Annotated in this window: 22 protein-coding genes; 4 read left to right on the forward strand and 18 right to left on the reverse strand. The window is 37.1% G+C overall.

Annotated elements, in window-relative coordinates:
* Nucleotides 1–8: 8 nt before the first annotated feature.
* The 15 genes from tssG to tagH form a co-directional block, all read right to left on the reverse strand.
* Complete coding sequence (gene tssG / locus QMA08_RS09555) at nt 9–998, reverse strand: type VI secretion system baseplate subunit TssG (protein ID WP_024594572.1); 990 nt, start codon at nt 996–998, stop codon at nt 9–11.
* Nucleotides 995–2821 carry a type VI secretion system baseplate subunit TssF gene (gene tssF / locus QMA08_RS09560; protein ID WP_290174352.1) on the reverse strand — a complete coding sequence of 609 codons (1827 nt, stop codon included), beginning with the start codon at nt 2819–2821 and terminating at the stop codon, nt 995–997. The genes tssG and tssF overlap by 4 nt, the downstream gene beginning before the upstream one ends.
* A complete protein-coding gene (tssE, locus tag QMA08_RS09565; protein ID WP_024594570.1) occupies nt 2818–3303 on the reverse strand; it encodes a type VI secretion system baseplate subunit TssE in 486 nt (161 codons plus the stop codon). The genes tssF and tssE overlap by 4 nt, the downstream gene beginning before the upstream one ends.
* Before the next feature lie 17 nt (nt 3304–3320).
* Nucleotides 3321–4088, reverse strand: coding sequence for a type VI secretion system accessory protein TagJ (locus QMA08_RS09570; protein WP_290174354.1), 768 nt, complete (start codon nt 4086–4088; stop codon nt 3321–3323).
* Nucleotides 4089–4090: 2 nt separating this feature from the next.
* On the reverse strand, nt 4091–5617 hold the full coding sequence (tssC, locus tag QMA08_RS09575) for a type VI secretion system contractile sheath large subunit (RefSeq protein WP_278382085.1): 1527 nt from the start codon (nt 5615–5617) through the stop codon (nt 4091–4093).
* 36 nt (nt 5618–5653) lie between these two features.
* The gene (gene tssC, locus QMA08_RS09580; protein ID WP_058547845.1) at nt 5654–7144 is read right to left on the reverse strand and encodes a type VI secretion system contractile sheath large subunit; all 1491 of its coding nucleotides are present in this window, start codon (nt 7142–7144) and stop codon (nt 5654–5656) included.
* Complete coding sequence (tssB, locus tag QMA08_RS09585) at nt 7141–7644, reverse strand: type VI secretion system contractile sheath small subunit (protein ID WP_024594566.1); 504 nt, start codon at nt 7642–7644, stop codon at nt 7141–7143. Before tssB ends, tssC (QMA08_RS09580) begins: the two co-directional genes overlap by 4 nt.
* Nucleotides 7645–7660: 16 nt before the next feature.
* Nucleotides 7661–8776 carry a type VI secretion system protein TssA gene (tssA, locus tag QMA08_RS09590; RefSeq protein WP_182671929.1) on the reverse strand — a complete coding sequence of 372 codons (1116 nt, stop codon included), beginning with the start codon at nt 8774–8776 and terminating at the stop codon, nt 7661–7663.
* Nucleotides 8777–8996: 220 nt separating this feature from the next.
* On the reverse strand, nt 8997–9794 hold the full coding sequence (locus QMA08_RS09595; protein ID WP_024595081.1) for a protein phosphatase 2C domain-containing protein: 798 nt from the start codon (nt 9792–9794) through the stop codon (nt 8997–8999).
* Nucleotides 9787–10515, reverse strand: a complete 729-nt coding sequence (gene tagF / locus QMA08_RS09600; protein ID WP_182671928.1) for a type VI secretion system-associated protein TagF — start codon at nt 10513–10515, stop codon at nt 9787–9789. Before tagF ends, QMA08_RS09595 begins: the two co-directional genes overlap by 8 nt.
* The gene (gene tssM / locus QMA08_RS09605) at nt 10497–14009 is read right to left on the reverse strand and encodes a type VI secretion system membrane subunit TssM (protein ID WP_290174357.1); all 3513 of its coding nucleotides are present in this window, start codon (nt 14007–14009) and stop codon (nt 10497–10499) included. Before tssM ends, tagF begins: the two co-directional genes overlap by 19 nt.
* Before the next feature lie 9 nt (nt 14010–14018).
* A complete protein-coding gene (gene tssL, locus QMA08_RS09610; RefSeq protein WP_290174359.1) occupies nt 14019–15299 on the reverse strand; it encodes a type VI secretion system protein TssL, long form in 1281 nt (426 codons plus the stop codon).
* A gap of 21 nt (nt 15300–15320) precedes the next feature.
* Complete coding sequence (gene tssK / locus QMA08_RS09615) at nt 15321–16649, reverse strand: type VI secretion system baseplate subunit TssK (RefSeq protein ID WP_182737674.1); 1329 nt, start codon at nt 16647–16649, stop codon at nt 15321–15323.
* 15 nt (nt 16650–16664) lie between these two features.
* Nucleotides 16665–17129 carry a type VI secretion system lipoprotein TssJ gene (gene tssJ, locus QMA08_RS09620; protein ID WP_182671924.1) on the reverse strand — a complete coding sequence of 155 codons (465 nt, stop codon included), beginning with the start codon at nt 17127–17129 and terminating at the stop codon, nt 16665–16667.
* Nucleotides 17130–17144: 15 nt separating this feature from the next.
* Nucleotides 17145–18455, reverse strand: a complete 1311-nt coding sequence (gene tagH / locus QMA08_RS09625; protein ID WP_290174361.1) for a type VI secretion system-associated FHA domain protein TagH — start codon at nt 18453–18455, stop codon at nt 17145–17147.
* Nucleotides 18456–18948: 493 nt separating this feature from the next.
* Between tagH and QMA08_RS09630 the strand changes: the two genes are divergently transcribed.
* Together QMA08_RS09630 and QMA08_RS09635 are read left to right on the forward strand one after the other, a co-directional pair.
* Nucleotides 18949–20922, forward strand: a complete 1974-nt coding sequence (locus tag QMA08_RS09630; protein WP_290174362.1) for a serine/threonine-protein kinase — start codon at nt 18949–18951, stop codon at nt 20920–20922.
* Nucleotides 20923–21091: 169 nt separating this feature from the next.
* Nucleotides 21092–21448: a PEGA domain-containing protein gene (locus tag QMA08_RS09635; RefSeq protein WP_024595403.1), complete on the forward strand. Its 357-nt coding sequence runs from the start codon at nt 21092–21094 to the stop codon at nt 21446–21448.
* Between the two features lie 64 nt (nt 21449–21512).
* Here QMA08_RS09635 and QMA08_RS09640 read toward each other — a convergent pair whose 3' ends face one another.
* On the reverse strand, nt 21513–21884 hold the full coding sequence (locus tag QMA08_RS09640; RefSeq protein WP_290174364.1) for a DUF1294 domain-containing protein: 372 nt from the start codon (nt 21882–21884) through the stop codon (nt 21513–21515).
* Between the two features lie 51 nt (nt 21885–21935).
* On the opposite strand from QMA08_RS09640, the gene QMA08_RS09645 reads away from it, so the two are divergent.
* A complete protein-coding gene (locus tag QMA08_RS09645) occupies nt 21936–22466 on the forward strand; it encodes a hypothetical protein (protein WP_182671921.1) in 531 nt (176 codons plus the stop codon).
* Between the two features lie 60 nt (nt 22467–22526).
* Here the strand turns inward: QMA08_RS09645 and QMA08_RS09650 are convergent, their stop codons facing one another.
* Nucleotides 22527–23069 (reverse strand): carboxymuconolactone decarboxylase family protein, encoded by a 543-nt coding sequence (locus QMA08_RS09650; protein WP_004334524.1) that lies wholly within the window; start codon nt 23067–23069, stop codon nt 22527–22529.
* Nucleotides 23070–23181: 112 nt separating this feature from the next.
* On the opposite strand from QMA08_RS09650, the gene QMA08_RS09655 reads away from it, so the two are divergent.
* Complete coding sequence (locus tag QMA08_RS09655; protein ID WP_004334521.1) at nt 23182–23769, forward strand: TetR/AcrR family transcriptional regulator; 588 nt, start codon at nt 23182–23184, stop codon at nt 23767–23769.
* Nucleotides 23770–23872: 103 nt separating this feature from the next.
* Here QMA08_RS09655 and QMA08_RS09660 read toward each other — a convergent pair whose 3' ends face one another.
* A complete protein-coding gene (locus tag QMA08_RS09660) occupies nt 23873–25993 on the reverse strand; it encodes a methyl-accepting chemotaxis protein (RefSeq protein WP_290174367.1) in 2121 nt (706 codons plus the stop codon).
* Between the last annotated feature and the right edge of the window lie 11 nt (nt 25994–26004).

Consider the following 26004-nt stretch of genomic DNA (forward strand, 5'->3'; position numbering starts at 1 on the left):
AATTTTAATTATCCCTTAAACGATAACTTAGTAGGGTTAGATTTTAATTTGTTATCTTGTACAGATAAGAAGCTATTAGCGCCTAACTGACACTCATTTTTTGAAAGTTTAGCGGCACCTAAATTTTGAAAATTTGACTCAATGACTAAGCGAAAGTTAATAGCATTTCCTACATAGTCTTTTGTTATTTGATTCGCTATTTCGAAAAGCGGACCTTTGGGCAAAAGTTGTTTTGCTTTATCTGGATCATCTGATTTTATGTGGATTTCGATATTAGAAGATACGTCCCATACTTTATTTCCAATCATGGTATCAACACCTAAACGGGCGTGCTGGCCTTCATATAATGCCTGGCTTGCTAAACGGGTTTGTTCTTGCTCTTTTAACTCGTGCCATTGGCCAACCATTTGTTTGATTGATACATCACAACCTAGGTAAGACGAAAGTACATTTTTTAAATCAAATGCATTTCTAATTTTACGGCTATATAAACCTGAAAAATGCAGTTGGTGCTCGTTATAGCCACCACTTAATAAACCGAGTATTTGTGTGTATGGGTCTTTGTTTTTTTCTTTATTAACGTGATTAAGCGAAGGCTTATATTTTTTCCAAGCGCGGTAATACAGTGAGACTAAACGATGATTAAACATGTCGTAAAAGTCACGCATGGTTGTATCTTTATAGCGCAAACGCTGCATCACAAGTTCACTATAAAACTGGGGTAAAGCGCCTGAACAACCCGTCAGCCCCATAAAAGAAACCTGCATAGTTACTTTATGCATACCGTCTTCAAAACCAGTTTCTTCTAATTTGGTAATTGCATTACCTGGATAACCAAACTTTTGGGTAGCTGTAAACTTAATCAACTCTTGCTTTGGATTACTGTCGTAACCGACATGTCGATAATCTAAGCCACGCTTTTTTAGCTGATTTTCAATTATGAAAACAGCTTTGTAAAAGTCAATTTGAGAAGCTTGTGAGATTATTTGCTTTATCATAATAACGGACAGTCACCCACTCTTGCAGGCCATTGATAATAAATTTGTTCTTGCTCTTTAAGCCTTAAACTTAAACGCGTGTAGCTATTTATTGCTGCAAATTGAGCAAAAAAGTGATCAAGTATTGATGCAAAGAAGAACATGCCGCTGCCAGAAAAATCATCGTTAGCAAATGTAATTTCAATTTCGCTGCCTGTTGCAAAGCTTACTTTACCTTTTTGAATCACACGGGCAGTTGAGGGCTCTATTACCACTCTATAAATATTATCTATCATGCCTTTAGTTTGTGGTGATGCTCTAAAATCGTATAAACGCAAAACTTCTTTAAGCTTATTACATGCATCTTCACCACTAAAGGTATCAAGCGTTAAATGATTAACTAACTGCCACCGTGTTGCATCAGCTAATATAGGTCTCACTGCATGAGTAAATGGCGTTAAACATCTTATTTTTTTAATTACATCGCCGCGCTCAGGCATTAATAAACCAAGTTCGTCATCACCAAATGGCATGCTTGCTGGTAGGTTGCGATTACTACAATTTGCGCGCACAGTAAGTACAGAGTTTCCGTCACCATATTCCATCGCACTATTTTCAAAAGTAGCATCAACTAACGATAAAAATGTTTCGGTTCCTGACTCTACATAACCGCCAGCCCAAGAGGCAGTTTCACGACGAATATGCCAAAACAAATCATCATGTCCATGATATTTAGGATGTGTTTGACCATAAAAAGGCGAAACAATTTGTTTATTGCCTTTGTGATCAAATGCAATAACTTCCGATATACCAATTACTTCTGATATTTCCGAGTCCATATAACGCGGTGTTAACTGATATTCATATTCACTGATCTCAGGTCGTATTGGCTCAAGCTCTTGTTCAAATAAGTTTATTATTGGTGTACAGCCTAATAAGAACATATCTTTATCTACTTGCTTTTCAAGCTCAGCAGATTCAGTATCTAGGTAAATATAAATACTACATTTATTAGATTGCTTAGGCAGTGATGAAAGAATGCCTTCAAGCTCAAAAAACCTAAACTTCTCAGGAAAAGTAAAATTTTCGACGAGCAAACGATATCCGGCAGATGAGCGCTGCGAATAAGGAACCACAGCCTCGTTAGAATCAAAGCCCACTGCTTTTAATTGGCTTTTTGACAGATATCTAATACCTTCATCGCCATTGTCTATAGCAATACCAATACTATGTTTGAACAGTAGTTCGTAAACTTTAAGTGTATGATGCCATTGGCCATTGATAAAAATCCGTAATTTTTCAAGGCCAGTTTCTGCAAGCGAAACCCCTTTATACTCACCTGTTAATTCTATTTTGAAAATAGATTTTGCTTTTTCTTGCCAGCGAGGCTTAGGCGCTACAAATGGGCTATTATCAAATTGCACATTTGTTATTTCAACAGGCCAAAGGTAGGTTTCATAACACGTTTGAAATTTACATTGCTTCATTGAGTCAACGTTAGTTTCTACTTCACTTGCCTTTGGTATAACCACCCCTGCCGTAGATAAGTTCTCAGCTTCGAGCTTAACAACTGACATTGATGGAATTGGCGCTTGGTAATCTGGTAGCATTTGCCCTAGCAAAGCATCCGTTAACTCCGGGAAACTATCGTCGAGCTTTTGCCTTATATTGGCAGTTAAAAATGCAAAAGATTCTATTAATCTTGAGACATGAGGGTCTTCAATATGATCTTCACTTAACTTTAAACGCCCTGCAACTTTTGGATATTTTTCAGCAAAGTCTTTACCTAAATGACGCACAAATGCTAATTCACGATTGTAATACTTCAATAACTCATCGTTCATAATGATGCCTCAATAATCTTCATACCCAAGTTCACGGGCTCTACTTCTGAATCAAAACTAATAAACTCTGGCTCAGGGTCGGCGTATAAAAGCGCATTTATTCTTAAATTTAATACTCTGTTTAAAGGCACTTCTTCATCTGTAAACACTTCTACTTCAAGAAACCGTGGCTCAAACTTTAAAATTGTATTTCTGACGGTTTCGCACAGTAATGCGCGCCCTTCGTGAGAGCTTACAGACATACTCGAAAAGTCAGGTAAACCATAAGACAAACATGAAGTAGCCAGCTCGGTGTATTGAGTTGGCCATGTATGCCATTGAATTCGAGCATTTAGCAAAGCTTCAATATCTCTGCGCACGTTTTTTCTAAGCTCACTAATAGTGATGCCTTCGGTACGTGATGGCGCATCCTGGAAGTCGGGCTCATCGTCAATGAGCCTATCTATAATGGATGCTTGAAGCTGTTGTTTATGCTCTATCATGGTTGCTTAAGCTTAAATTATGCTGTTTCAAGTGAGCTTATTTTTAAATTTGGGATGGTGATAGCCTCATCATCAACAAACAGCATTTTCATGCCCTTACCAATAATAAATTCATCTTTTAACTCAACCCAGTCAGACACTTGACCTAGCTTTTCAAGCTCCGATTCAGAGTTAATATAAACAAGTGGTAAATGAGCTGTACCTGATGGACCATCTTTAATTGTAATTTCAACACGTAACCAAATACTTTCTAATAAAGATTCTACTGGCTCCATTTTTAACGATTCAATTTCGTTAAAGTTTGCTAGATAAAACTCACCATTAGTACCTAAAACCTCTAGGTACGGGTTTAAGCAATCATCAAGATCTCTTGTTGATGCCTCGTCTGTGCTAACTCTTAAAGACTCCATCTTTTGAGCTAACTGAGCTGCTTCGTCGGTTGAGCCTTCTAACAGAGCAACATGCATTTTCAAAAATAGTGTGTCTAACTCATTCGCATCATGAAATAACTTAGGAATGCCTTTACCTTGATAAAAATCTACACGAGATTGCTGAGCACGAATTAAGTGCCTTAAATTTACTGCACCTACTGCAAATTCTGGATTTTTTTGTACCATGAAATCTAGCTGTTTATCGGCTTTTTCAAGTTCACCATTTATGCAAAGTAATTCGGCGTAAATACTTCTGATATCAAAGTTTAATGGCTCATCTTGAAGCTCTGTAGCACAACAAGATAATGCATCAGTAAGTTTCCCCTCGCGAATTAAGCTATGTATTTTTTTCATGACTATTCCTTTATTTTATGATGAGGACTGAGCTCTGTAATTAATTTAATACTGGAGATCATCTGATCTAATTGAAAATGTGGCTGTAATTGTAAAACAGAAAAGTAATGCCCTGGATTGGCTTTATTTTCACTGACTTTTATTCTGGCATTACTTAATGGGTACTTACTTCTTATATGCTCGGAGGAGGAATCTGAAGCCGTTGTATAATTATTTATCCACGCTTGTAGGTCTCGCTCACAAGCTTGTGCCGTGTTATAAGAGCCGACACGGTCTCGAGCTAATAGCTTTAAATAGTGAGCAAAACGAGATACACACAAAATATATTGCAGCATTGAAGATAAGCGCGCATTAATATTCGCGGCGCTTGATTCATAGTTTTTGGTTTTTTGAACCGATGCATTACTATAAAAAACAATGTGTTCTGTATTAGTCACTGATGATGCTGGAATAAAGCCAAGTTCAGAAAATTGCTTTTCAAATTTGCTTGTTACTAATAAGTTTAGTGGTGGCTTTGCTTCTTTTTGATAAGTGTCGTTTGCAAAACTGTCTCTCGCAAGCCCTGTAACCAGCCCCTTTGAAATTTTACCTGGCTCAATACCGCGAATGTGCCCAAACCAGCCACTATCGCAATATGCTCTTATTAAGGTAGATACAAATTGATATGCTGCATTACCCCAAAGCATATCGCTTTCAGGGTCTTTAATTTGTTCTTTAAAGTAAAAATCTTGATGGCGTTTTCCATCATTGCTATATGGCGGCCTAACTAATACATGAGGAAGCGTAAGCCCAATAAAACGAGATTCTTCCATCGCTCGAAAGCTTTGCCATTTAGCGTATTCGGGTTGTTCAAACTGGTTAAATAAGTCTGCGTAATAGCCTAAATCAGAAAAGTTATCTGCACCAAATAAGTTAGGAGAAGCTGAGCAAATAAATGGAGAGAAAGCAGCGGCAGCGGTTCTAGATATTTCTTTTATTGTGTCTATGTCATTATAAATTGTGCCTGCTGAGCACATGTTACTAATTTCATAATCACCTACTACTACACCAAATGGCTCGCCACCTGCGCTATCAAACTCACTTTGATAAAGTAGTTGAAAAAATAGGCTTTGGTCAAAATCAATAGCTTTGTTTACATCTTTAGAGAGTGTTGCCCAATCGCAGTTCAATACTTTTATTTTTACTTTATTTTCTTTGTCGTATTGTTCGCTTTGAAGTATTAGCCACCAAAGATTACGCCAACTGGCTTCTAACTTTTGAAATCTATCATTATGAATTATGAGGTTTAATTGTTCTGAAATGAGCTGATCGAGTTCAACAATTACGCGCTGTAAATAAGGACCAAGTGATTCTTTAGTCCAAGATATAGGTGAATCTGAAGAGCCTTCAAGCCATAACAACAAGGCTTTATCTAGGTTTTTTTCGTTTAAAAACCTATCGAGTAAAGCCTCATTATCACTTATTCTAGACTGCGCTTTTTGTACAAAAGCGAAGTCTTGATTTATAAATGAAAACTCTTCGTGATTCATTCTACTGCATTATCCTTAACGCTAAAGATCAGTTAATTAACCGATCTCTGGAATTTTAGCTACAAGGCGTAAAGAAGAAGTAAGCTCTTCCATTTGTAGCCAAGGTCGTAACCATGCAACTGCATTATATGCACCTGGTTGACCTGGAATTTCCTTAACTGATACTTTTGCATCTGCTAGAGGATAACGTGCTCTGATATCTTGACCACCACCCTCAGTCGCATTTACATACGAAAGGATCCAGCGGTTTAACCAAGACTCAACGTCTTCAGCTTCCATAAAGCTACCAATTTTATCACGCGCCATTACTTTTAGGTAATGAGCAAAGCGAGACGTTGCCATAAGGTAAGGTAGACGTGCAGATATTGCCGCATTAGCTGTGGCATCTGGAGTTGAATAAATTTGTGGTTTTTGACAGCTTTGTCCACCAAAAAATACTGCATAATCTGTATTTTTGTAATGACAAAGAGGCAAGAAACCTAACTTGCTTAATTCAGCTTCACGACGATCTGTAATGCCAATTTCAGTTGGGCATTTAAGATCTGGATCGCCATCATCACTTGTGAAGATATGCGTAGGAAGACCTTCTACTTTACCGCCGCCTTCAGCACCACGTATTGCAGTACAGAAACCGTATTGAGCAAATGCTTTGGTCATATTTGTTGCCATAGCGTAGGCTGCATTACTCCAACAGTAATCACTGTTATCAGTACTTACTGAACGGCCATCTTTTGGTTCAACTTCAAACTCTTCATAGTTAAATTCTTCAACTGGTTTAGAAGCCGCACCATAAGGTAGGCGAGATAAGAAACGAGGCATAGTTAATGAAACAAAACGCGAATCATCGCTGTCTCTGAATGAACGCCACTTAGTGTACTCTAGAGATTCAAATACTTTTTCTAAATCACGTGGTTTGGTTAGCTCTTCCCAGTTATCAAAACCAAATAATGATGGCGATGAAGCTGCAATAAATGGACAGAAACCAGCGGCTGCAACATTAGACATTAGACTTAATGTTTCAACATCTTCAGGGTGGTTAGTAAACTCAAAGTCACCAACGATAGTACCGTATGGTTCGCCACCTGGAGTACCAAACTCAGACTCATAGATTTTTTTGAATGTTTGGCTTTGGTCAAACTCAACAGCTTTGCTCAAATCTTTATGAAGTTCTTTTTTCTTCATATTTAGCATACGAATTTTAAGTGTTGAGCTTGTCTCAGAATTCATTACTAAATGGTGCAATCCACGCCAAGAGCCTTCTAACTTTTGAAACTCTTCGCTGTGCATTACTACACTTAGCTGTTTTGAGATCTTTTGATCGATTAATTGAATTGCTTCATTAAACGTCACTGTCATGTTTTTGTTCCACTGAACAGTCCCTTTTAAGGCTTCTTCTGTCAGTGTTTTAAGTAACTCTTCTGCACGGCTTGCATCGGTTTGCTTAGTTGCGCCAATAGCTTGCTCTAATAGTGAAGACGTTGCTTCTGAGGTAGACTCTAATTCAGTACTTAGTTGCTCTGTACTCATTTTTCAGTCTCCTCTATTTTAAGCTCTTTTGCGATTGTATCTAAGCTTGCTGTGTTGCTTAGTACTTCTTCAAGCACGTTTTCTAATTCTTCTGAGCGGTCAATCTTAGTCATTAAATCGCGTAACTTGTTGCGTGTTTCCATTAATTTACGTAATGGCTCAACCTGATTTACAACAGCTGCTGGTTCAAAGTCATCAATCGATTTAAAGTTAAGTTTTACTTCAAATTCAGAACCATCATCATTAAGCGTATTATCAACTAATAATTTTAGTGAAGGGCTCATGCGCTTTAAAACGTCATTAAAGTTTTCACGATCTATTTGCACAAATCGTCTATCTTTAAGTGGTTTTAATGCTTCTGTGTTATCACCAGAGAAGTCGCCCATAACACCAACAACAAATGGTAATTCTTTTTTTACTGCAGTGCCTTCAGTTTCCACATCATAAGTGATGTGTACGCGAGGCTTACGAACTCGTTTTAATTTATCATGGATACTCATAGAGAACTCCTTTTACTTATGTTTCAGTTTCGCTGATTTTAATGCCAGACAACTTAAAGTACCCAGTCCTAGCATCACTATCTGTAATTAATTCATTTAATAATTCAGGCAGCGACAATTCGCTCCATCGAATTACTTGTTCTATGGTGTACGACATAGGTGAGTGCGGCTCTGTCTTTCTAAAAAAAGTAGCGATTTCTTTGAGTTTATTAATCGCACTTTCTCTTGAGTTAATTTCGTGATTAACTTTTACAACTTGCTCTGTAACACTTTGACCGTCGTCGTCTTCACTTTGAACCACTTCTTGCACTTCGTTTAATGCAGCTTTTGCCTTATCAGCAGCTTCAAGCTTATCTGCAGCAACATGCTCAACAGCAGCAAGACTAACTTCTAATGCTTGTTTTATATTTGATGTTGGCTGTGGCTGTCCAGTTACTCTATCCAATACTTCGCTTAATAAAGCAAATTGCTCAATAGCGTTTTCAATGTCTTGTTTTAAAGTAACAAAGAATTCAGTACTTGTTTCTGCAGCACTTCTTTCAATGAGCTCATAGTCAACAGCACCTAAATTAAGCTTTTTCTCTCTTTTCTCATCTGTTAAACGAGAAATATCATAGCCTTGCTGATATTCCCAAAAAGAATATGACTCCATACTGGCGCTATCGGTCAGATAGATACTTTTTATCGGGATTATTAATGTACCTTCGCCTGCTGAGCCATTAAGGCCAACCAATGCAGATACTTTGTCTGATACTTCATCATCGTCATCCAGTGACGGGTATAATTCATCAAAATAATTGTCGAGCAAGTTATGAGCAACTTTAAAACCAAAAGCTAAGCCTTTGAAGCCATGAATTCGACAAAGTGCTTCAATAAACCAAGCTAAATATTCGATATCTTTGCTTTGTGTTTTTATTGCTTTGCTACATTGCTCTAATAAAGGAAGCCAATCTCTTGCTAGTGAGGAAATACCTTCTTCATCCACTAATGCATTTCTTTCTGCTGCGCGAAGCTGGTTTCTTAAATCTTTTAAGGCGTAATAAGTCGACGTAGGCGAGACATCTGAGCGAGGATCAATACCTGCAACCTCGGTGTCTGAAATAGGGGAAATATACTCTTCAAATAAAAACATTCCGTCGTCCTAATAATTATCCATAAAACTCCAATAAAGCGGAGCGGATTTCATATTACATTCTTTATAATAAATTACAAGCCTAGTTACAATTGAGTTTAAACCTTAATTATTGCCTTTATATAAACAATTAAAATTTAATATACTTATTAATTAATAGATGTAATTAAAGTAAAAACTCAAATATAAAATACAAACCAAATTTTTTAACTTAAAATCGTTATTTAGAAAAAAGCGGGATAGTAGCTTCATCTTGAATGTTGAATGTTTCTGATTTATGACCAGCGTATCCTTCATCGTACTTAATTAAGATACAGGTCACATTATCTCTGGCACCTCTAACTAATGATGAATGCATAAGCGCCATACCAGAATCAATAATGCTACTAGGCTCTAGCGATAAACATATGTCCTCATCAGACAATTCACCGGTGAGCCCATCTGAACAAAGTAAAAATATATCGCCCGTTTTTACTTCATTTTGAATAACGTCTACTTTTACATCCGCAGTAACACCCACAGCTCTTGTGATTACATTTGATAATGGATGTGTCTTGGCTTCTTCTACTGAAATAATCCCTTCATCAATTAAATCGTTTACTTGACTGTGATCTCTCGATATCTGCTTGAGTTGACCATCTCGAAGCATATAAGCTCGACTATCACCAACCCACAAAACATAGTACTTATTATTTTTAAGAAATAAGGCAGTAACTGTACTTCCTGCGGTTTTGCTACCTAAATATTGGGCACTATATTCGTTTAATTGCCTATTCGCATCTTCAATGGCTTCAACTATGTGAGATACTTCAAGCTTCTCAAGTGGTAGCTCTTCAACTTTTGCTCTTATTACATCTACAACAAGCTGACTGGCAACTTCACCTGCTTCGTGACCTCCCATCCCATCTGCGACTACCCATAAGTTATGGTTATTTATCTCTACATGCGCATCTTCGTTAAGCTGCCTCACAGCGCCTCGGTGGGTAATTGCATAACTTGTACTAAACTTGCTAATCACTATTTTTTACCTGTGTAAAGTTCCATTCCCAGTGTTTCCACCTTCCATCTAACATTGCTGCAACTTGATTTACCGCAGGCAAGCCAGGCGTTATGAGTACCATAGGTTTTATATTATAAGAGCCATGTGTCCACCAAACGCTGTAATCACCGTGTTTTTTTAACAAAAGAGCATGCATTGCATCTTGGAGGACTTGACTTGATAACTCATCACCTGAGAACTCAAATGCTTCTGCACTTTTATTTTTATCTACAGAATTTAAAAAACTAACCTGCTTTTTAACTCCTGCTATAGAGCTTAGAGACTTAGCAACCTCTTTACGCCAAGAAAATAAATCAACCGAACTATCAAGCACTTTTAATACAGTGTCTTCATACTCTAAAGAAAACACACCTGAGTTTAAAACATCAATAGGTGCAAATTCTAATGTACTAGCAACTGTGAACGGATAGTGTCTACCTACTGCGTCCATACTCGGTAATAAAGTCCCCATAACGCCTTTGTCACCAACAATGTTTGGCGATAATGCAAAGTGCCATACTGGTCCAATTAAGTAATTATCTTGCCATACTTCACCTAGCTGTTCTTTACTCACTGCAATGGCTGCTTGCAGCCACTGCTCCCAATGCTCTGAAAATTCTTTCGAAACGCTATCTTGTACAAAATCACCTAAACTAGGTACTTTGCCAAGATAACCAATATTTATAATCGGGTCGGACATGAAAACTTCTCTACACTTTTATTCCAAAATGGATGTCTGATTGATTTAGGCAATAACTCGACTTTCGCATTGTTTCCCATGAGTGAAAAATGTAACTCTAAGTCTTCACGTGTTTTTGCTCTTTTAGCACTTAACTCGTCTAACATGCGATATAGCGACCATTCACCTTGGTAAGTTGTATTTATAGAACGACCACCATTTGGAGGAGTAAATACAACTCGTGTTTTACTCTGGCCACTTGCTCCAGGCCATACAAAATTTGTTACTCTAAGTGGACCATGCCTGTAAGTCATTGACTGACCGTCAATTTCGAGCATAAAGCTAGAGATGGTACGGTCTAATTCTAATGGTTTTAAGCCAAACTCAATTCTTGGTGTTGCACTTCCGCCATCAAAAAAGACTGTTTGAATTTGATTTGCCAGTTCAAACATCGCTAATGTATCTCGGCTAATACCTATATCTTTTTCAAATTTCCATGGCGTTGAGCTCATATCTACGCTTGGTGCAATATAGTTGGTGAAAAAGCTATCAATTGTTCCACCTGGGCCGAAAAATCGAGTGAAATCTTTCATATTCACTTCTTTATCTGCGTATGGAGAAAACGGATAACGGCCAACAATTGCAGCGTTATATTCGCGTAGCACCTTACTTTTCCACATCTCGTTTAAATGTCTGTTGGCACTATTTTTAGTTATGTTACTAGTATCTCTACTTATATCTAACAGCCAACTATTAAACGGGTAAGGTAAATCTCGACTTTGAAACTCAAGCTGACGAATAAAGCTAGGCTTACTTTTACCGCTAATTTGGTCTTTAATTGACGACTTTAACTGATCGCCTCTATCAAGTTTGGTTAAGTAAACGTTTAACTCTCTTAGGTTTTTCTGAATATTATCTAATTGTTGAGCATCAATTTTTATTACATCTTCAAAGGCTTCTTCAACTTGGTGACCCGGTAATTTAATATCAAATTTAGGGGCTTCGTCAGGTAAAAATCGCTTGATACGATTAGCTTTGGTTTGCATAGCTATTTCAGCAGCATTTGCTGCAACTTTACCTGCAGCCTTTTGGTTATCAGATACTGGTAATTTAGTTAGCTGCACATTTTTTTGTACTGCAGTGATAATATTTTTAATAGGCGCTTCAGAGCCAGCTAAGGCATCAGTAATATTAACCCCCTCAGCCGGAGAGCTATATTGATTCAGGCTCAGATCATCAATAAATGATTGCCAATAATAGATATAATCTTGAAAGTATCGCTGCTCTAGTTTCTTCTCAATCTCATCTTTAGAAATATCGTAAGTGCCCGTTGCCTCTTCACCATACACCCAGCTACTTGCCATTAAATTGCCAAGCATTTTACTTTTCTCAACATTAAAAATGCCGTGAAAACCATTAAATGTATATAAGCCAGGGATACTTCGCGTAAGCTCACCGTCATTTCTGAAAGTAAATTTTTGCGCACTTTCAAAACTAATAATGTCTGTAAGCCTAAATGGCGGAATACTGCTATCTAGGAAGTCGGCTTGTAATCGTTGATATGCTCGCTCAGCAATTGGTAGCTTAGTTAGCTCAGCTCGCGCAACACGCACTGCTTGATTATCAATTTCAATTTGGCTAACACCGTTTTCAAGTAATGTAGCAACATGCTCCATCAGCTCTACTCTGGTTTGCATATTTTTATCGCCTGGTAAGTTACGCTCTAAATAAGCGTTAAACCAAACCGTTATATCTTCACTTTCAAAGTATTCAGGCTGAAACAACATGAGGTAACACTTAAGTGTTTCGTATAAATAACTTAAGTGCTCAGGATGAGCTTCTATTTCTTTAATTAAGGTACTTGCAATAAACGGTTCTAAATACGTTTGTAATGAACGGTCGTAGGCTTGTGTAGAAGCCATTTTTATTTCATTTAGTTTATCAAACCCAATTGATTTAGACTCTTGTGTATTAACAAGTTCAGGGTTGCTTGCAGGTAAGTTTCTAAGAGCCTTTAATCTGTCGTTTAGTACTAGTAAGTTATTACGGTCAAATGAGGCTGTATCAAGCTCTTGGTACGTTGCAATCGCATCTTCAGTCTCTGAAATTAAGTTACTATTCCAAGCAAAACTAAAGTACCACGATGTTGAAAAACCAAATAAAGCTATGCATGCAAGCGATATGCTACCAACACGAAGCCATTTATTTTGCTTGTCATGATGTTTGTTAGTGCTTGCTAAGTTTTGCTCTGGAAAAATTACACCTTCTAATACGTTCTTTATAAAAAAGCTTTTAGATTGGTTAATGTATCCAGATTCACCTGCGTTTGCTTCGTTTAAAAAACTAGATGGCGTACCTTCTTGCGTTGCACTTGTGAGGTAAACACCACGAAACATTGGTAGTTCTTCGTATGCATTAGGAGTGAATATTTCTTTTAAAAAAGCATCTCCTACACCTTGTAAAACACGAAGCTGCCTAGGGAATTCAAATATCTTAGCGCGAATTTCTTCGTTTCTTTCATTAATTAATCTACGATTTAACATTTCAGTTAATTTAGAAATTAATGAGTGAAATTCTTTGTTGAAAGCATCTACTTGCGTGTCTTTATCTAGATCAAGTTCAAAGGTTACGCCCCAAACCTGCTCACACTCTTCTTCTGTTAATTCGCCAAAAAACTCTCTAAAGCCTTCAATTAAATCAACTTTAGAAAAAATAACGTAAACAGGAAAGGTCATACCTAATTGGCTTTGCAGCTCTTGTAAGCGCTGTTTAATAGCGCGAGCATGTAGGTTTCTCTCAGTTTTGGTCTGGCTCATAAGCTCAGAAATACCCATACTGATCATTACACCATTAATAGGCCTAAGAGGACGGTACTTACGAAGTAATCCTAAAAAGCCTTCCCATGCACGTGAATCATGCTTTGCATGGCTGCTTTGCGTTGTGTAGCGCCCAGCTGTATCAATTAAAACTGCTTTATTGGTAAACCACCAATCACAATTACGAGTACCGCCAACACCATGAACCAAGTCAACACCTAGCTTGTCTTTTAGCGGGTAATCAAGTCCTGAGTTATGAATAACAGTAGTTTTACCAGCCCCTGGTGGGCCTATCATTATGTACCATGGCAACTGGTAAATATTTTTACCTTTGAACAGCTTTACGTCTTTTAAAAGATCGATAGCTTCGTTCATTCGCGTTTTAAGCGTAGTAATTTCTTCATTTACTTCAGAGCTATTTGTATCGTTATTACTATCAATTAACTCATCAGCCATTTTTTCGTCTCGTTTGCTTTGTTGCACAAGACGGTAAATTTTAGACACAGAAAAAACCAATAAAACCAATATAATAGTAAACAGTCTTGCTGCAATACTTTGTAGTGGTACATAGTCAGCTATCGCGATTAATGGGCCGCCAAACCAAATTAATAATGATAAAGCTAAAAAGCCAATAATTAGCATTGCCGTACGAGATGTAAGTGCGTAGGTCACTTTTTTTATTTTTTGTGAAAAACTCATTTCAGCCTCTTAAAATAATAAATCGATTTCAATTCGTCGGTTTAGTGACCGAGAAGCTGAATCTGAATTACTGGCAATAGGCTCTGCTGCGCCCTTACCTTCGGGCCATAAACGCCCACTGAGGTTTGTACTTTTAGCCATAGAGTTTGCAACTTGCGTTGCGCGCGCTAAAGAAAGGTGCCAATTAGAAGGGTACTTATCAGTTCTAATTGGTGTGTCATCTGTATGGCCGGTTATTAAAATACGTCCTTTGGTTCCTTCAAGGCTTAACGCTAGTTTTTCTAAAATAGGCTGAAATGAAGGTAACAATTTAGAGTCACCTTGATTAAAAAGGCTCTCACTATTAATTGAGATTCTGATCCTATCGATATTTTTCTTTATCGTTACAATCCCCATTTGAATCTCGGTTTGTAATAGCTGCTCTAGTACAAGTAACTGCTGATCTTTTTTATCTACTGCTTGGTCTTCAGCTACAGGATGAATGACAGCAAGCTTGTCACTAATAGCCATAACATCATCATTTAGCTTCATATTTATAAATAAATAAACGGTAAGTAAAAGTAAGCCTAAAACAGAAAAAATAACCCACAATGGCACCTGATTTCTTAATTCTACGCCAGCGGCTACTCTTTGTTTCCAGTTAGGAGAAAGCTTATTATTGATTGGCCCATCTAATTGATTTAATAAGTGGTACATTTGTGAGCGGTATTCTTCTACTTTATTGTCACCCACAGTATCTAGTCTGTACTTACCTTTAAAACCTAAATTTAAACAGTGGTATTGCAGCTCTAAAAAGGCTTTGTGTTGCTCAGGCTGGGTCAATGCATTATCAAGTAAAGTATAAAAGTACTCACCGCCAAAAGTTTCTTTATGAAATGTCGAAAGCAAGCTTTCGTCAGCCCATTCCATAGAACTCCATTTAGAGTTTAAAACTGATTCATCTAAAATTGCACATAAACAATAACGAGAGTTTTTGATTACATCTTTTGATAAATTTTGATTACGTAGTTCGACTTCAAAACGTTTGATAGCCTCTACACATCGATGCTTTAACGCAGCTAAGTTAGTCATCTCAACTGATTTTCTAATTGAAATAACCAAAGAGAAACAGTCTGTAGCGGCTTCCATTAATGGGTTTCTAAATATAGAAACCTTTGCATTACTAGGAATATTACTTGCAACAGGCTCAACAGACATGACTGTTTTGTCTGGATCATTATCTACTTGAGGATTATTTGAGGCATCACGCCCTAATCGACCAGGACGTGGTTTTATAATGGTTTCGTCCATTGAAACTCTTCCTTTTAAAAGTTAAGTTCTTATTGCCCACAGGCTTAGTTGTAACTCGGGGTAATTTCCTGACAAGTGGATAGCAATACCACCACTTGAATGAAGTTTAGCCCAATGCTCGCCATGTTTATTTAATTCAAAATAATGAAAACCTGCATGGTAAGGAATTTGACGCGGTGCCGTTGGTAAGTTACTGATTGTAATACCTGGGATTTGATTATTTACTAAATCTCGGATTGTCTCAACACTACCAATTTTAATTTGAGAAGGTAATATCTTACGAAGCTCCTCGTGAGGAACACTGGCTTTAATAGCCAATACAAATTGACCTGAGCTAAGTACTGATTTGTCTTTGAGCGCACCAAAAGAAATACCAAACTTGCTTTGCTCTAACTTTATTTCTGTAGCAGTTTGCTCAATTACATGACTTAAAGATTGGTATAAAAAGTTTACTACTTCACTAAATACCGGGCCTAAGTTTTTATGATCGTACTTAGGTAATTTAGGCACTCTTTTGTTTACTGTACTAAAAGTAGATAACTCACCAGCAAGCTCTATTAGACGTGTATAAAGAACGCTTGGATGAAGATTATTAACTGATAATAAGTTTTCAAAAACAGCGTCATACTTGTTTAATGTTTGCAGCATAATAAAATCAGCTACAGAGGTACTTCCCGCATAACCTTGGCACAATCTAACAGCAATACTCTCTGAGCGCTGCTTGATCATTGAGCCAATCTCTCTCACTAAACCAAGTAATGGCTTACACTGACCGACTTTTAACGATGCTGGTATATACTTTGGATCGAGCTTAATTTGACCTTCACTGCTAACTTCAACAATGCGTGCAAGTGGCAATAATATATAGCCTGCATGGTCGTCTGATGACAATACTAGCTTACTAAATACCTTAGCTACTTGAATAATTTCTTGAGCTTGTGCACCTAAAGAGTCATCACTTACAGATAAGTCGTTTAGTTTATAACGCGTAACAATATCCTCATCTAAAGATGAAATATTAATACCACTGGCTTTTAGTGCAGGAACCGCTAAATAAATTATTTCATCATAAACATCTTTGCCCACCACTAAAGGCTCAGGCAAAGAGGTAGATTGAGGCATATCGATAGGTAGCAAATCAGGGGTAATAGCTGACAATGACTCAATAGCAAATTGGCCTGAGCTTAATAGCTGAGTATCGATACTTATATCAAGTATGCCCCAAGGATCTGCTAAATTCCCATTACAAATTTGCTTAATTAAATGCGAAAAATGCTTATCTGACTGCTGAAAGTGTTGCGGCCTTAAGAACATTCCTTCGGTCCAGGCAACACGAGTGTTATCACTCATTGTACAAATCCTTTTTTACTGCTCTCTCATGTATGTAGCAATTGCTTCAACATTTACATCTATATCGTCATAGCCAGTTGGGTCAACTTCGATTACAGCTCTCCATCGTGCTTGATCGATATTTCTGTACGCGACAACAACACCAACATATCGTGTATTGCGGTTTAAGCTCATTTTATATTCTTGAACAGAGTTTGGCTGTAATTCTAATTCATCTTTTTTTAATAAGTCCGGGCCTAATAGTTTTTCAGGTGTTTCATACAGGCTAAAGAAATCCTGAGTATCAAAAATTGTTCTCGAGCTAAGCTCAAAAATTTTCATTACTACCGGTGAAGGTCTATCTGACGTGTCTGGATTTACATTTTTAGACACATTAATTTTTAGATCCGTAGAAGGAGGCACAAACTTATTAACAGTTGAACAACCCATGGCTAAAAACAGTAAACTGAAACTCATTAAAAAGAGCTTAAATTTGTTCATTATCTACTTTCCTTTCTAGAACGATTCTTTAATTCTATCGTTGTATGCTTTTAAGAAATCATCTGACAACGCCATAGCTCCCTTACTATTTACATCATGAGATAACTCATCATATAAATTTTTGTATAGCTTCCAGCACTTAGCCTCTGTTTGACCAGGGATGATTTTTAATACGTTAGAATTATCATTTATTTGTTGATTTATATGTTGGGGAGAAACTTGCTCTAACATCCCTTTTAATACGCCGTCAGCTCCTGCTAATAAAGCATGTTCATGTCTTCGCGTATCAACAAAGCTTTCTTTGATTGATTCTTGAGACGACAGGAAGCTTGCACTATTTCTGATGAATAAATTCTGAATAACGTCATCAATATCTGCCGAAAACTTAATTGGGTTATTTTGTTGAGTTTGAAACATCGTTTGGTTTAAACGCAATTGGTTTTTTACAAGCGCTCTTTGGCGAAGAGACTCCATCAACTCGGTCAGTAATAGATTTAACCCTTGGCCCATTTCAAACCAAAGTTCTTGTGAGTTTAATGAATTTTGTAACTCAGCTTTAACCCCCAACCCGTTCAAAAAAGCATCAGTTAAAGCGGTATCTTCACTAGGCGATGTTGGATTTTTTTGCACTACTGGTTTAGGAGCAGGCTTTACTGCTTGAGGTTTAGTTACAGGCGTATCTAGTACTGGTGTATTAACTGAAGTTTGCTGCTCAACAGCTGGTTTTTGTTGTGGTTTACTTACAACGGGTGCTTGTTGAGTTACAGCTTCTGGGTTCATTAAGTGAGCAAGCTCATCCCAGTTTTCCGGTATTTGGTTAGCTGAATTAAGGTCACTGGCCTGAGTCATAGAAACTGCAGGCATAGACTCATCCATTATTGATTCATTAAAGTACTGTTCTGGCTCAGAAAAATGCTCAGTAGGATGCTGATAAGATCTTTCTGGCTCTTTGCTAATACTAGCTGCAGCGCTTAAATTACCATAATCGGTGTCAGGTGTTTTTTCATTAGTAACTAATTTTACCTCTATCTGAAAATCACCCACAGTGATCGTATCACTATTTGACAAGCGTTGTTTGTTGCCTTGACCTAATGGAGCTACACCAAAATTTACAAAAGTACCATTTGTAGATGTATCGTAAACATAAAAAGAGTCGCCCTCTTTAACTATGCGTCCGTGCTTACTAGAAATGATTTTTTCAGGATCAGGAAAGTGCCAATCACATGCTTCTGAACGGCCAAATATTAGAGAGTCTTTTACTGTTTTCGTTGCTTCAATTTCTGGAGAGAGTCTATGATAACTAGTGATGTTTAGTATCAGTTCCATTTGATAAGTTAGTCCCATAAATCTACATTCTCATTAGGATAAAGTAGAAGAGAAACTATTGTCAACATTGAAATTAATATATAAAAATATACTCAACCATACAAAAGCTCAAATTTAAATAAATTAAATTAAACAAAACCTCTATAAAAAAGCCTTTTCAAAGCTTACAAAAGATATTTTGTATGTTCCCATTTAAAAAATTGCTATTTAATAATTAGCATTACATTTTATTCATTTTAAGCCCCTAGAAGTGTTACAAAACAATGCCTGTAGGCTTACGCTGTTTATAAAAATAAACTGTAAATAAACGATATTTCAATAATTAATATAAAAGCCCTTAATTTTTTAAAGTTTTGTACGAAAGTTCTGCTTTAGAAACATTGCTAAGTTGGCTAATTTTTGTAAAAATACAGCGCTTATCAAAGGGAGAATTGATAAAAATAAAAAACTCACCTTTGCGATTATTTTAATATACACAATAAAAGGATTTATAATGAGCGGTGTCAACAGTTCTAATGATAAAACGCAGATAGCTTCGCTTGACTCAAATCTTCGCACGTCAAAAGCAATAAATAAATTAAACCTTATTGGTAAAAAAGTATCGGATCGCTACTTAGTTGAAGAACTTATTGGCCAAGGTGGCATGTGTTACATTTACCGAGCCAGAGATTTATTTTTAGAAAGTGCGAGTCGTCCTGAAGTTTTCGTAGCGATTAAAGTATTATTAGAAGAGTTTTCTCATTCTGAAGAAGCTATTTCACTTCTTAAGGATGAAACAACTAAAACACAACAGCTCTCCCATCCAAATATTGTAAAAGTATATTCTGCAGGTTCTGATAACGGTTTACATTACGTAACCATGGAATTAGTAGAAGGCGAAACGCTAGAGCAAATAATTAAACGCAACAAACCCTCTGGAATGGTTTTCAAAAAAGCGAGTGTGATTCTTAATCAACTTGCCGATGCTTTAATTTATGCCCATTCTCGTGGCGTCATTCATAACGATTTAAAGCCATCGAATATAATCTTTGATTCAAATGGTAGTCTCAAGGTACTTGACTTTGGTATTGCTAAACACAAAACCATTGAAGATGCCTATGCAGTTAATAGTGAATCAAGCCTAGGCACTGTAGGAGGTTATACGCCAACCTATGCAAGTCCTGAACAATTAAAAGGTGCTGCAGCATCCGTTAAAGATGACGTTTTTTCTTATGCGTGTATTGCCCTAGAGTTATTAAGTAGCAAACATCCATATAATCGTGTTGCAGCAGACACACTCCCTAAAGATACATCGGCAAAACGTCCTAGTAACTGCCCTTTATGGTTATGGGGCACACTTAATAAAGCAATTTCTTTAGATGCAGCAAAAAGAACTGATTCGTTAAAGCCTGTTTTAGATAAGCTTCAAAGTAACTTTAAACCGGCAATAGCACTTGCAGCCAGTACTGTTGTGTTAGCCCTTTTGGCTGGTCAGTACTATCTATCAAATACAAATAATATAAAGCAGCTTGAAGCAAAATTAGATAATGCAAAAGCAATTAACCAACAAGTAGAAACATGGATGTCTTGGGATGGGCCGGAGATTCTAAACAAGCTTGCAGAAATCCCACCTCAATACGAGGTATTAAAACAGGGATTATTAAGATCTAATCAAGCTAATATTCTACAAAGCTTTGATTACAGAGCGAATCAAATCAATACAAGCGCTAACAAGTTTAAAGACTTTGATGAAACAATTAATGTTTATAGTAAAGCCTTGGAGTATTACCCAGATTCAGAAAAGCTATCGGTACAACTCGAAAGCATTTTAAGAGAGCGTCAATCAATAATTTCAGATATTACTTCTCGTATTGATTTGTTACTTGAGCAATCTCGCTATAGTGAACTGGACAATAATAGTATTCCACAATTAATCAATGATTTAAGTGTAGTCGATAGCACCTACGTTTATCGCCCGTCTGAAGTGCATTTTGATAACTATAAACTTGCCTTAGATAAAGCGATTGAAGAAGATGATGTTATCACGCAAAAATCTTTACTTAATGTTGGTAAAGCTATTTTCACCAATAATCAAAAAAATGAACTTGGCTTTGCAGACCTTCTAAAAAGAGAGTCGGCGATAGATGCTTTAACGCTTTACAAAAAGAAAGTAAACCTAGGTGAACCAGCTGATTTTCCTACTGAAGATGCCGTCGTATTTTACGGTCCTAGATTTGATAGATACACACAAAAACTAGAGACGATTGAAGAGTACAGAGATTTATTAGATTTTGAAGAATTAATCAATACCGAGTCTGCAACATTACCTAAAGACTTTTCATTACTCGTTTCTTTAAAACAAGAATTATCTAGACGTTATATCACTATGGCAAATACGTTAATGAAAAGAAAGATGTACCGTACAGCAGAGCAACTAGTTGAAAGAAGCGAAGCTATTACTCAGTCTCTTGATAATGTAATGCTTTAAAAAACTATTTATTGCGAGAGCATCACCAAATAACTAAAAATATATTAAACTAACAAACGTTTTGTTTTAACAAACGAAGGTCAAGGACGACGGGTTGAGCGATCTTTTGCATAAACTCCTCCAAGATTTTTCGTAATTATCACTATTTAAATGAGTTTATGGAGTACCTATGAAAAAGATAAGCGCACTAGCGGCATTACTAATACTAAGTGGTTGTTCAACTACATCGTCTGTAGATGAAACGCAGCAACTTGCAAAAGAAGAAGCAGTTCAAGTACAAGAAGAAATTGTCGAAGCTGTAGCACCTATTTCATTAACTGTAATCACTAACCCTAGTGATGCACGCGTACGCATTATGAACATTGCGCCTGTGTACCAAGATGCCATTGAACTTAAAGAAGGTAAGTACGACGTTGAAGTAAGCAAGCCAGGTTACTTAACTTACCGCAAGTGGGTTGTAGTCGATAAAAAGACAATTTTAACAGTAAATTTAGATGAAGTAGCAGCAACTGAAGCGGCTAACTAGTCCAATATCTAAACTTTAATTATGCCTTTAAACATTTCACATGTATTAAAGGCATAATTTTAAACTACACCAAATAATATAATAAACTCCCCACAGCCCCTACATTTATTAAAATACATAACCACAACATCACTATAAAACGCCGCTTTTGCGATTTATGGCGAAGTAATTGTTGAGCAAGTAATGCCCCCGGCCATCCTCCAAATAATGCAAGTAGTTGCAGTGTGCGCTCTGGCGTACGATTTACTTTTTTATGTGAAGAGCGCTTAGCTTGTCGCTTATCCCACGCGTACATTAAAAAAGTGATAGCACTTAATACACTTATATAACCAGGTACATATATTGGTATATAAACAGGTAAGTATTGCAGTAGGTAAGCCAGCCAAATGGCGGCTAAATAAAGTAATGAGAATGTGATTAATATTTTCTTTATCAATTAATTATCGCCTATACTTGGCATTGGTATTACAAAAACAAGAGCCAAATTATGACATATTTTAAAGCGATATTCTTAGTCTTATGCTTATCAACATTTAATAGCTATGCATCCGATACACCCACCAACCTTGATAAAGAACTTGCCGTATTTAAGCCCTACTTAGGAACTTGGCAGGCTGACTTTAAAGTACCTGAAGGTGCTAAAAAAATACAAGATGTTGGCCGTTGGGAGCGTGCTTTAAACGGTAAAGCGATACATACCAAGCACTCTATTAATGAAGGTGAGTATGGCGGCGAGTCGATGATTTTTTACGACAGTAAAAAAGAGTCTTTGGTATTTTACTATTTCACAACCGCAGGATTTTATACAAAAGGCACTATGAAAGTGCTCAGCCCCACTCAATTTGTAGCCTATGAAGATGTAACTGGTAGCCAAGATGGTATTACAAAGGTTAAATCGATGAGTGAACTAAAAGACGATAAATTTATTGTTTCGACCTCTTATTTAAAAAAAGGTGAGTGGACAAAACCCGAACAACGTATTTATACACGCAGTACAAAAACGGTTAAATTTAAATAGCTGTGATTTAAAAGCGCAAAAGGCAGCCTAGGCTGCCTTTTGTCATTTATAAAACCGTATTTATTTTACGTATTTTTTAAATGGCGCGTCTACTGGTGTATCAGCAAGGTGATTAGTGTAGTTGCTCATTACTTTTTGAGACAAGCCTACAATAATTTCAAGTAGCTGTTGCTTAGCGTAACCTGCGGCAAAGAATTTTTCGATTTGCTCATCGCTGATCACGCCACGTTCACGTGTCATTGCGAGTGTAGTTTCACGAAGAGTTTCTAGCTTAGGGTTTTCAAGTGGTGTTTTGTTAACAAGTGCGTCAACAATACCTTGATCAACCTTCATTGCCGCTGCAATGCCACTGTGAGCAGGAACACAGTAATGACAGTCGTGCTCTACGTTAATTGATTGCCATACTACTGTTAGCTCTTCTGCGTTGAATGATGTTTTTTGAAACAACTCATGCAGTACTTGGTAACCTTTAAGTAATGTTGGTGCTTCAGCCATTACTGCATGTAAGTTAGGAAGCATACCAAATGCTGCTACTGAATCAGCTAGTAACGGTTTTGCTTCTTCTGGTGCGTTTTCTTGAGTGTATAAAGTAAATTCGGCCATGGTTAGCTCCTAATAATTAATAGTTTTAAGTAACTTCGAGACACATAGTATTTGATTTTGAGCGACTGTTCAAGTTAAAATTGAGCAAATGTTCAAATTGATTGAGAATGATATGGCTAATAAGGTTAAATTTGAACGCGAGAATGTAGTTCGCGTTGCTAGTCAGCTATTTTGGCAAAAAGGTTTTCATGCAACCTCAACGCGTGACTTACAAGAGGCAGTTAATATGCGCCCGGGTAGTATTTACTCTGCGTTTGGCTCTAAAGAAGGTCTATATTGCGAATCGCTGAAAGATTACACCGTACAAATGAAAACCCAAATAGAAGGGTTTTTATCAAGTGCCGATACAGTACTTGGTGGATTACGTGCGTTTGTTGAAAATGTGGTAATTAAAACAAAAGATTGCAGTCCAAGCGCTATTTGTATGCTAGTTAAAGCAAACAGCGAGTTTGCAGAAAAAGATTCAAACCTGTATGAGCTAAGCTTAGATTTAACAGCTCAATTTGAAGCTTATTTAACGCAATTATTTAACCAAGCAATAAACAAAGGTGAGTTAAGTAACACGTTGACCGCTGTTGAATATGCGCGCTTTTTTCAAGTGCAATTTACAGGTTTACGCGGTTATTTTAATCGTCCTAATGTAGAGCAATTTGCTGAGCCAATGATCAACCAAATGTTTATGTTGATTAAAAAGTTATAAATAGCAGTTATCGAGCATTCTCAACAAGTTACATTTATTCTACTAAATAAAAATGGCCAGTATTAACTGGCCATTTTTTTGTGCTTAAAGCTTAATTTGTAAGTTACGTTTTAAGCTTATTTAGTTCATTATCTTGCTGGGCAACAAGTGCATTAAGCGCTTCGCTGCTATCCCCTGCTTGTGTAGATAAGTCAGCAAGTTGCGATGCGGCATCAGATATAAGCGTTAAATTACGGTTTATTTCTTCAGTTACTAAACTTTGCTCTTCAGCAGCGGTGGCAATATGTGTAATTTGATTGGTTATTTCATCAACTTTAACAACAACACTGTGCAGAGCATCAAAAGCTACTGATGTTTCATCAACGGCATTTTGTGCACGTACTACGCCTTTTTCAATAACGGTGGATGCGTTACCTACTTCAGATAATAAACTATCAATTAGCTGGCTTATGTCATCTGTTGATGAACGCGTTTTAGAAGCGAGTGCACGTACTTCATCGGCAACAACGGCAAAGCCGCGCCCATGTTCACCAGCGCGCGCAGCTTCAATTGCAGCGTTAAGTGCAAGTAAATTTGTTTGTTCTGAAATAGTACGAATTACATCTAATATTTGCGTAATGTCTTTACTACGCGAAGCAACTTTTTCAACGGCTTGGTTAGCTTCTTTAATTTCTTCAGACATCGTTTTAACTTGCGTCATCGCAGATGACAGGCTCGACTCACTGCTTACTACCAAGCTATTTATTTCATCGGCTTGTTGGGCTGATTGCTCTGATGCTCTGGCTACTTCGAGTGCTGTTGCGCTCATTTCGTTCATAGCCGTTACCACACTTTCAATTTCTTGAAATTGAGATTGCACATTATGCTTAGTATCAATAGCTATGTGTTGTGCTATTTCGCCTTGCTGCTTGGTTTGATCTGACACCGTTTTAAGCTCAGAAATTAAATCACGTAGCTTTGCTAAAAATCTATTAAACCCACCAGCTAATGCAATAAGCTCTGCGTGGCTATCAACATGCAATGTATGTGTTAAATCACCTTCAGAACTTGCGAGGTTATCAACCCGTTGTTGAATTTGTTGTAGCGGCGCTATTACACCTGCTATTACTAATTTCATAATAACAAAAGCAACCACAGCAATTACTAAGCCTGTTATTAAAATAATAAATCTGAGTGATGTTGCTGTCTCTTGCATGTTTTTTTCTAGCGCTTCAGGCCCTGCAAGTGCTAGATCTGTAGGTACTTCTATGATTAATGACCACTGAGTGTTAGCTAGTTTTATATTAATTGGGTAATTTACTAAATATTCACTGTTTGTTTTAAAAATACCGCTTTGCCCTTTAGACTTTTCAATATCATTAAATATATTAGCACTCACAGCCTCTTTAATTGGGCGTCCTAATTTAGATTTATAATGACTGCTGCCTACTACTAAACCTAAATCACTTAATATAGTTACTTTAGCTTGGCCATTGTAAAGCTGCTTAGAAAGCTGTTCAGTCATTACTTGGAAGGTAGGTAGAGTTAAATCAACGCCGGCTAAACCTATAAACTGACCTGACTTTAAAATAGGCACAGTTAACGAAGTTAGCATTACTGAGTCGCCCGATGGGATTTCGTATAAATACGGTTCCATAATACAAGGCTTAAGCGTGTCTTTTGCACACAAATACCAATGCGCTTCACGAATACCAAATTCATTTAAAGAGGTAATATATTTATCGGCAGCATTGGCTACTTTTTGCTGTTCAATTACGCCGTTTTGGTCGCGAGTTATATACACCTCTAAGGTGCCATTACCATTAACCGAATGTTTGTAACCTTGTTTAAAGCTCGAATCTTGCCCATCAAAAGCATTAGGCTCAAATTGCGAATATATAGAAGAAAGCAGAGTATTTTGCTCTAACATCGAGCGGTTAATACTTACCACCGTATCGCGGCTAAGGGTTTCGCTTTTTGCTGCGTCACCTAATAAAGCAGCCAATGAATAAGGAATGCGGTAAGCTTCATTAATAAAGCCTGCAATTTTTTCTCCGTATCCAGCTGCATGAGCATTAAGCTTTTCTTCTACTTCTACAGTAATGTACTCTTCAGATTTAGTCGCTAACTGCTTATTACTTGATGATAACTGCCACCACAAAATGCCTGATAACACTAGTACAGTTATAAATATACTACCGACACTAAGCCAGAGTAACTTTTTTGCTAACGATATTTCTCGCATTCATTACACCC

Origin of the sequence: Pseudoalteromonas sp. APC 3355, assembly GCF_030407615.1 — a bacterium.
Classification (GTDB): Bacteria; Pseudomonadota; Gammaproteobacteria; order Enterobacterales; family Alteromonadaceae; genus Pseudoalteromonas; species Pseudoalteromonas distincta.

Excerpts from the sequence above, each read along its gene's own strand:
- tssG (WP_024594572.1), bottom strand. The coding sequence starts at position 998 with ATGATAAAGCAAATAATCTCACAAGCTTCTCAAATTGACTTTTACAAA.
- tssF (WP_290174352.1), bottom strand. The coding sequence starts at position 2,821 with ATGAACGATGAGTTATTGAAGTATTACAATCGTGAATTAGCATTTGTG.
- tssE (WP_024594570.1), bottom strand. The coding sequence starts at position 3,303 with ATGATAGAGCATAAACAACAGCTTCAAGCATCCATTATAGATAGGCTC.
- QMA08_RS09570 (WP_290174354.1), bottom strand. The coding sequence starts at position 4,088 with ATGAAAAAAATACATAGCTTAATTCGCGAGGGGAAACTTACTGATGCA.
- tssC (WP_278382085.1), bottom strand. The coding sequence starts at position 5,617 with ATGAATCACGAAGAGTTTTCATTTATAAATCAAGACTTCGCTTTTGTA.
- tssC (WP_058547845.1), bottom strand. The coding sequence starts at position 7,144 with ATGAGTACAGAGCAACTAAGTACTGAATTAGAGTCTACCTCAGAAGCA.
- tssB (WP_024594566.1), bottom strand. The coding sequence starts at position 7,644 with ATGAGTATCCATGATAAATTAAAACGAGTTCGTAAGCCTCGCGTACAC.
- tssA (WP_182671929.1), bottom strand. The coding sequence starts at position 8,776 with ATGTTTTTATTTGAAGAGTATATTTCCCCTATTTCAGACACCGAGGTT.
- tagF (WP_182671928.1), bottom strand. The coding sequence starts at position 10,515 with ATGTCCGACCCGATTATAAATATTGGTTATCTTGGCAAAGTACCTAGT.
- tssM (WP_290174357.1), bottom strand. The coding sequence starts at position 14,009 with ATGAGTTTTTCACAAAAAATAAAAAAAGTGACCTACGCACTTACATCT.
- tssL (WP_290174359.1), bottom strand. The coding sequence starts at position 15,299 with ATGGACGAAACCATTATAAAACCACGTCCTGGTCGATTAGGGCGTGAT.
- tssK (WP_182737674.1), bottom strand. The coding sequence starts at position 16,649 with ATGAGTGATAACACTCGTGTTGCCTGGACCGAAGGAATGTTCTTAAGG.
- tssJ (WP_182671924.1), bottom strand. The coding sequence starts at position 17,129 with ATGAACAAATTTAAGCTCTTTTTAATGAGTTTCAGTTTACTGTTTTTA.
- tagH (WP_290174361.1), bottom strand. The coding sequence starts at position 18,455 with ATGGAACTGATACTAAACATCACTAGTTATCATAGACTCTCTCCAGAA.
- QMA08_RS09630 (WP_290174362.1), top strand. The coding sequence starts at position 18,949 with ATGAGCGGTGTCAACAGTTCTAATGATAAAACGCAGATAGCTTCGCTT.
- QMA08_RS09635 (WP_024595403.1), top strand. The coding sequence starts at position 21,092 with ATGAAAAAGATAAGCGCACTAGCGGCATTACTAATACTAAGTGGTTGT.
- QMA08_RS09645 (WP_182671921.1), top strand. The coding sequence starts at position 21,936 with ATGACATATTTTAAAGCGATATTCTTAGTCTTATGCTTATCAACATTT.
- QMA08_RS09650 (WP_004334524.1), bottom strand. The coding sequence starts at position 23,069 with ATGGCCGAATTTACTTTATACACTCAAGAAAACGCACCAGAAGAAGCA.
- QMA08_RS09655 (WP_004334521.1), top strand. The coding sequence starts at position 23,182 with ATGGCTAATAAGGTTAAATTTGAACGCGAGAATGTAGTTCGCGTTGCT.
- QMA08_RS09660 (WP_290174367.1), bottom strand. The coding sequence starts at position 25,993 with ATGCGAGAAATATCGTTAGCAAAAAAGTTACTCTGGCTTAGTGTCGGT.